Annotated in this window: 5 protein-coding genes and 1 pseudogene; all 6 read left to right on the top strand. The window is 69.7% G+C overall.

The window, feature by feature from the left end; all coding sequences use genetic code 11:
* Positions 1-174: 174 nt before the first annotated feature.
* A complete protein-coding gene (locus tag KPL57_RS63705) occupies positions 175-885 on the top strand; it encodes a TetR/AcrR family transcriptional regulator (RefSeq protein ID WP_226359268.1) in 711 nt (236 codons plus the stop codon).
* A 178-nt stretch (positions 886-1,063) separates the two neighbouring features.
* Positions 1,064-2,170 (top strand): ABC transporter ATP-binding protein, encoded by a 1,107-nt coding sequence (locus KPL57_RS63700; protein ID WP_226359267.1) that lies wholly within the window; start codon positions 1,064-1,066, stop codon positions 2,168-2,170.
* Positions 2,171-2,173: 3 nt separating this feature from the next.
* The gene (locus tag KPL57_RS63695) at positions 2,174-2,947 is read left to right on the top strand and encodes an ABC transporter permease (RefSeq protein ID WP_020622220.1); all 774 of its coding nucleotides are present in this window, start codon (positions 2,174-2,176) and stop codon (positions 2,945-2,947) included.
* Positions 2,947-3,789, top strand: coding sequence for an ABC transporter permease (locus KPL57_RS63690; protein ID WP_020622221.1), 843 nt, complete (start codon positions 2,947-2,949; stop codon positions 3,787-3,789). Before KPL57_RS63695 ends, KPL57_RS63690 begins: the two co-directional genes overlap by 1 nt.
* A pseudogene (locus tag KPL57_RS63685) lies at positions 3,786-5,236 on the top strand (MCE family protein). Before KPL57_RS63690 ends, KPL57_RS63685 begins: the two are co-directional and overlap by 4 nt.
* Positions 5,233-5,529 (top strand): hypothetical protein, encoded by a 297-nt coding sequence (locus tag KPL57_RS63680; RefSeq protein WP_226359266.1) that lies wholly within the window; start codon positions 5,233-5,235, stop codon positions 5,527-5,529. The pseudogene KPL57_RS63685 and the gene KPL57_RS63680 overlap by 4 nt, the downstream one beginning before the upstream one ends.
* The last annotated feature ends 295 nt before the right edge of the window (positions 5,530-5,824 follow it).

Genomic DNA, 5,824 nt, shown 5'->3' with positions numbered 1-5,824 from the left:
GCCGTCCGGCCCCGGCGGGCAGCGCGCGGGTCGGCCGGTCCGGCCCTGCTCCGGGTTCCGTCCGCCCGACGCGTGACGCGCGGACCGGACGCCCGCCGCGCAGGATCTCCTGATCGGACGCGCGTCCGGCGTGGCACCCTGGTGGGTCGGCACGGGTGGTGGAGAGGGGGCGGGGTGGCCAGGAGGACGGGTCGGCAGATCGCTGCCGAGCAGTACTACGACGCCGCGATGTCGATCCTCGCGCGCGAGGGCGCGGCCGGGCTGAAGATCGGCCCGCTGTGCCGGTCCCTCGGCGTGACCAGCGGATCGTTCTACCACCACTTCGGCGGCTGGGCGGGCTTCGTCCGCGGGCTGCTGCGCTACTGGGAGGCCGAGCAGACCGACCGGATCGTCGAGCTGGCCCGGGCGACCGCGGACCCGGTCGAGCGGATCGACGTGGTCAAGCAGCTCACGGTGGCCCTGCGACACGACGCCGAGGCCGCGATCCGGGCGTGGGCCCAGATCGACCCGGAGGTCGGTCGTGCCCAGGCGCGCGTGGACGTGCAGCGCAGGATCGCGCTTGAACAGGTGGTGGCCGAGGTGGTGCCCGACCCGGACGACGCCCGCAGGCTCGCCGTCTTCGGCATCTCGCTGATGGCCGGGTACCAGCAGACCTGCGACCCCCCGCGACCGCGATCTCCTGCGTGCCCTGTTCGACGACTACCAGCGCCTCATCCTGTCGTACGCCCCGCACGTGACCGCCGCCGATCGGGTGATCCTCTGTGCGGGTGGGGGCGGTGGTGGCCGAACCGGCCGACCGCGCCCATTCAGGCTGTTCGGACCAGCCCTGCTACCCGACCGGGAGCACTGTTACCACGGTCCGCAACAATCTGCGGTGATCTGTAACCCTCGGTAACCGTAACGTAGACTACGGTACGGTCACTGATCGGCGACCCCGCCGACCCGCAAGTAACCCCTGACGCGCAGACTCGTTGTGCCGTTCAGCACCGACGACTGGCCCCCGCTCCCCAGTGTTCCCGGGCCCCGGTGCGGTTCGTCGGTCTATTGCGCGAGGAGGCGACACGTGACCGGTGTCGAGGTGAAGGTCGAGGGACTGACGAAGTCCTTCGGTCGGGCCAACATCTGGTCGGACGTGAGCCTGACCCTGCCCGCGGGCGAGGTGTCGGTGTTGCTCGGGCCGTCGGGTACCGGCAAGTCGGTGTTCCTGAAGTCGCTGATCGGGCTGCTGAAGCCCGAGCGGGGATCGATCGTCATCGAGGGTGTGGATCTGTGCAAGTGCTCGGAGTCCGAGCTGTACGAGATCCGGAAGCTGTTCGGGGTGCTGTTCCAGGACGGTGCGTTGTTCGGGTCGATGAACCTGTTCGACAACATCGCGTTCCCGTTGCGGGAGCACACGCGCAAGTCGGAGTCGGCGATCCGGGACATCGTCATGGAGAAGATCGACATGGTCGGTCTGGTGGGTGCGGAGGGGAAGCTGCCGAGGGAGATCTCGGGTGGTATGCGCAAGCGTGCGGGGTTGGCGCGGGCGTTGGTGCTGGATCCGAAGATCATTTTGTTCGATGAGCCGGACTCGGGTCTGGATCCGGTGCGGACGGCGTACCTGAACCAGTTGATCATCGATTTGAACGCGATGACGGATTCGACGTTCCTGATCGTGACCCATGACATCAACTCGGCGCAGACGGTGCCGGACAACATCGGTCTGCTGTATCGCAAGCATCTGGCGATGTTCGGTCCGCGGGAGGTGTTGTTGACCTCGGACGAGCCGGTGGTGGCGCAGTTCCTGAACGGGCGTCGTGAGGGTCCGATCGGGATGTCGGAGGAGAAGGACGCTGCGCAGGCTGCCCGGGAGATGGAGGAGGCGGGTGAGCTGGAGGGTCGTCCGCCGATGAAGCCGCAGCTGGTGGCCTCGACGGGGATGCCGGACCGGAAGGCGGTGCACCGTCGCCGGGAGCGCGTCGAGGCGATGCTGCACGAGCTGCCGCAGTCGGCGCAGGACGCGATCCGCGAGCAGCACGCCGAGACCGACGCGACCTCCCGGTTCGCCCGCCCCGCTCAGGACGGGAGCACGATCTCCGAGGCCCGCGACGAGCACCCGACCGACATCCACCCGCGGATCACCGACGACACACCCCGACCCCCGTGGCCGGCACCAGCTCTCCGGCGGTGACCGATGACCAGTCCCGTCACCCGGGCGCTCACCCCGGTCGGCAAGTTCTTCGGACTGTTCGCCGAGATCGGCCGCCAGGGACTGCGCCGGCCGTTCCAGTGGCGCGAGCTCGTCGAGCAGACCTGGTTCGTCACCAAGGTCTCCGCGCTGCCGACCGCGCTGTTCACCATCCCCTTCGGCGCGACGATCGCGCTGCTGCTCGGTGAGCTGACCCGCCAGTTCGGCGCCCAGTCCCAGACCGGCGCCGGCGCGGTCCTCGCGATCGTCCAGCAGGCCGCACCGATCGTCACCGCGCTGCTGATCTCCGGCGCCGGCGGCTCCGCCGTATGCGCCGACCTCGGTGCGCGGACCATCCGCGAGGAGATCGCGGCGATGGAGGTGCTCGGCATCTCGCCGATCCAGCGCCTCGTCGTCCCGCGGGTGCTCGCCATGGGCATCACCGCGGTCGTCCTGAACGGCCTCGCGACCTGCGTCGGCGTCGCGGGCGGGTACTTCTTCAACGTCATCATCCAGGGCGGCTCGCCCGGCGCCTACATCTCCAGCTTCTCGGCGATCGCGCAGGTCAGCGACATCGTCGTGTCCGAGCTGAAGGCGTTCCTGTTCGGCATCGTCGCCGGCGTCGTCGCCGCGTTCCGCGGGCTGAACCCGCCGCCCGGTGCGAAGGGGGTCGGTGACGCGGTGAACCAGGCCGTCGTCATCTCCTTCGTCCTCGTCTTCCTCATCAACCTCGTGCTCACCGCCCTGTACCTCGAGCTCGTCCCGCCGAAGGGCTTCTGATGGTTACCCGACTCGGAGCGCGGACCCGCCGGGCCGCCCAGGCGCCGCTCAACCAGCTGGAGGAGCTGGGCGACCAGCTCTCGCTCTACATCCGGTCCATCCTCTGGATCCCGAAGACGCTGACCCGCTACAAGAAGGAGGTCGCCCGGCTGCTCGCCGAGGTCTCCTTCGGGTCCGGCGCGCTGATCGTCATCCTCGGCACCGTCGGTGTCATGGCGTCGCTGTCGCTGTTCGTCGGCTCGCTGGTCGGCCTGCAGGGCTTCCGGGCCCTGGACGCCCTCGGCGTCGAGGCGCTGACCGGCTTCATCACCGCCTACTTCAACACCCGCTCGATCGCCCCGCTGGTCGCCGCCTCGGCGCTGACCGCGACCCTCGGCGCGGGGTTCACCGCCCAGCTCGGCGCGATGCGGATCTCCGAGGAGATCGACGCCCTCGAGGTCATGGCCGTGCCCTCGGTGCCCTACCTGGTCACCACCCGGGTGGTCGCCGGCATCGTCGCGATCATCCCGATCTACACGCTCGGCCTGCTCGCCAGCTACGCCGCGTCGCGGATCAACGTGACGCTGCTCAACGGTCTGCCGGGTGGCACGTACGACCACTACTTCGACCTGTTCCTGCCGGTCAGTGACGTACTGCTGTCGTATCTCAAAGTGATCGTGTTCGCGACGGTGATCATCCTGATCCACTGCCACTACGGCTACTCCGCCAAGGGCGGCCCGGCCGGCGTCGGCGTCGCGGTGGGCCGGGCGGTGCGGCTGTCGATCGTCAGCACCGCGGTGCTCGACTTCTTCCTCACCCTGGTCATGTTCGGCACCTCCACCTCGGTGCGGGTGGCCGGATGAGGTCCACCAAGCGCGTGCTGCAGGGCCTGGCCTTCGTCACGGTCATCGTCGTCCTGCTCGGCCTCGCCGTCGCCCAGTACGCCGGGGTGTTCTCCTCCGGCGTCCCGGTCACGCTCAACGTCGCGCGGGTCGGCACCCAGATGCAGGAGCGCTCCGACGTCAAGATCAACGGTCTGATCGTGGGGCAGGTCGACAAGGTCGTCTCGGACGGCACGGCCACCAGCATCGACATGTCGATGGACCCGCAGTACCTCGACGAGATCCCGGAGAACGTCACCGCGCAGCTGCTGCCGAAGACGCTGTTCGGCGAGAAGTTCGTCTCGCTCGTCCCGCCGGCCGCGCCCTCGACCACCCGCCTCGCCGCGGGTGACGTCATCCCCGAGGACCGCAGCCAGGCCGCTCTGGAGGTCGAGCGGGTGCTCGACGATCTCCTGCCGCTGCTCCAGACCGTCCGCCCGCAGGACCTCGCGACCACCCTCGCGCGCTGTCCCAGGCGCTGCAGGGCCGCGGCAACCAGCTCGGCGAGACCCTCACCCAGCTCAACACGCTGGTCGAGGGCCTCAACCCGGCCGTGCCCGACCTGCAGGAGGACATCCGCCAGCTGGCGACGTTCTCCGACAACCTGAACCAGGCGGCGCCGGACCTGCTCGACGCGCTCGACAACCTGACGGTCACCAGCCGCACGATCGTCGAGAAGCGCGAGGGGCTGCGGAACCTCTACCGCTCCATCACCGGCGCGTCGGACGACCTGCGGGCCTTCCTCGACGCGAACGGCGAGAACATCATCGGGCTGTCGGCGGCCAGCCGGCCGACGCTGGAGACGCTCGAGCGCTACTCGCCCGAGTTCCCCTGCCTGACCCGCCAGCTCGTCGAGCTGATCCCGAAGATCAACGACGCGATCCGGCCGGGCACCGACCGGGTGGGCATCAACATCACCCTCGAGATCGTCTCGAGCAAGGGCAAGTACCTGCCCAACCAGGACGAGCCCCGCTACGGCGACGACCGCGGGCCGCGCTGCTACCCGATCCCGTCGCCGGCCGGCACCCAGTACCCGCCGGACGGCCCGTTCCGCGACGGCTCCGTCCCCGGCCCGGCCCCGGCCGGGCAGCCGATGGGCAACCCCGAGGACTTCGGGACCGACACCTTCGGCACCTACGACGGCACGAACAGCTTCGGTCTGATCCAGGACCAGAGCGCGCAGAACGGTGCGGGCGTGCTGCCCCCGCTGACCAGCGCGCTCGGCCAGGCCGGCATCCAGCCGTCGTCCTACGACGGGGCGCACCAGAGCGGCTCGGTCGACATGGGCGTCGCGAACTCCACCGGTGAGCAGCAGGTCGTCGCCCAGCTGCTGGCCGCCCACCAGGGCGGTTCCCCGCAGGCCGTCCCGGCCTGGAGCGCGACCCTGGTCGGCCCGCTCCTGCGCGGCACGGAGGTGACGCTGACGTGAGCAGGCTCCCGATCTCGGCGCTGGTCAAGTTCCTGGTCTTCGCGCTGATCACGGCGCTGGGCACCACGATGCTCGGCCTGACCATCGCGAACGCCCGCGGTGGCCAGGTCACCGAGTACACCGCCCGGTTCACCGACGCGACCGGCCTGCTGGCCGGCGGACGATGTCCGCATCGCCGGCGTCGTCGTCGGGGTCGATCAAGGACGTCCGCATCGTCGACCAGCGGGTCGCCGAGGTGGCGTTCGGACGTCGACTCGTCCACCCGCTGCCGGCGACGGTCAGCGCGACCCTGAAGTACAAGAACCTCATCGGCCAGCGGTACATGGCGCTGGACCAGGGCGCGGGCCCGACCGGGGAGGACCTCCCCCGGGTGGTCAGATCCCGATCGAGCGGACCCGGCCCGCGGTCAACCTGACCGTGCTGTTCAACGGCTTTCCAGCCGCTGTTCCAGGGCCTCGACCCGGATCAGATCAACAAGCTGTCGATGGAGATCGTCCAGGTCCTGCAGGGCGAGGGCGGCACGGTGCAGAGCCTGCTCGCCTCGCCGTCGTCGCTGACCAACTCGATCGCCGACCGCGACCAGGTCAT

This window comes from Pseudonocardia sp. ICBG601 (genome assembly GCF_020496245.1).
This window is presented reverse-complemented; position numbering and strand designations above follow the sequence as displayed.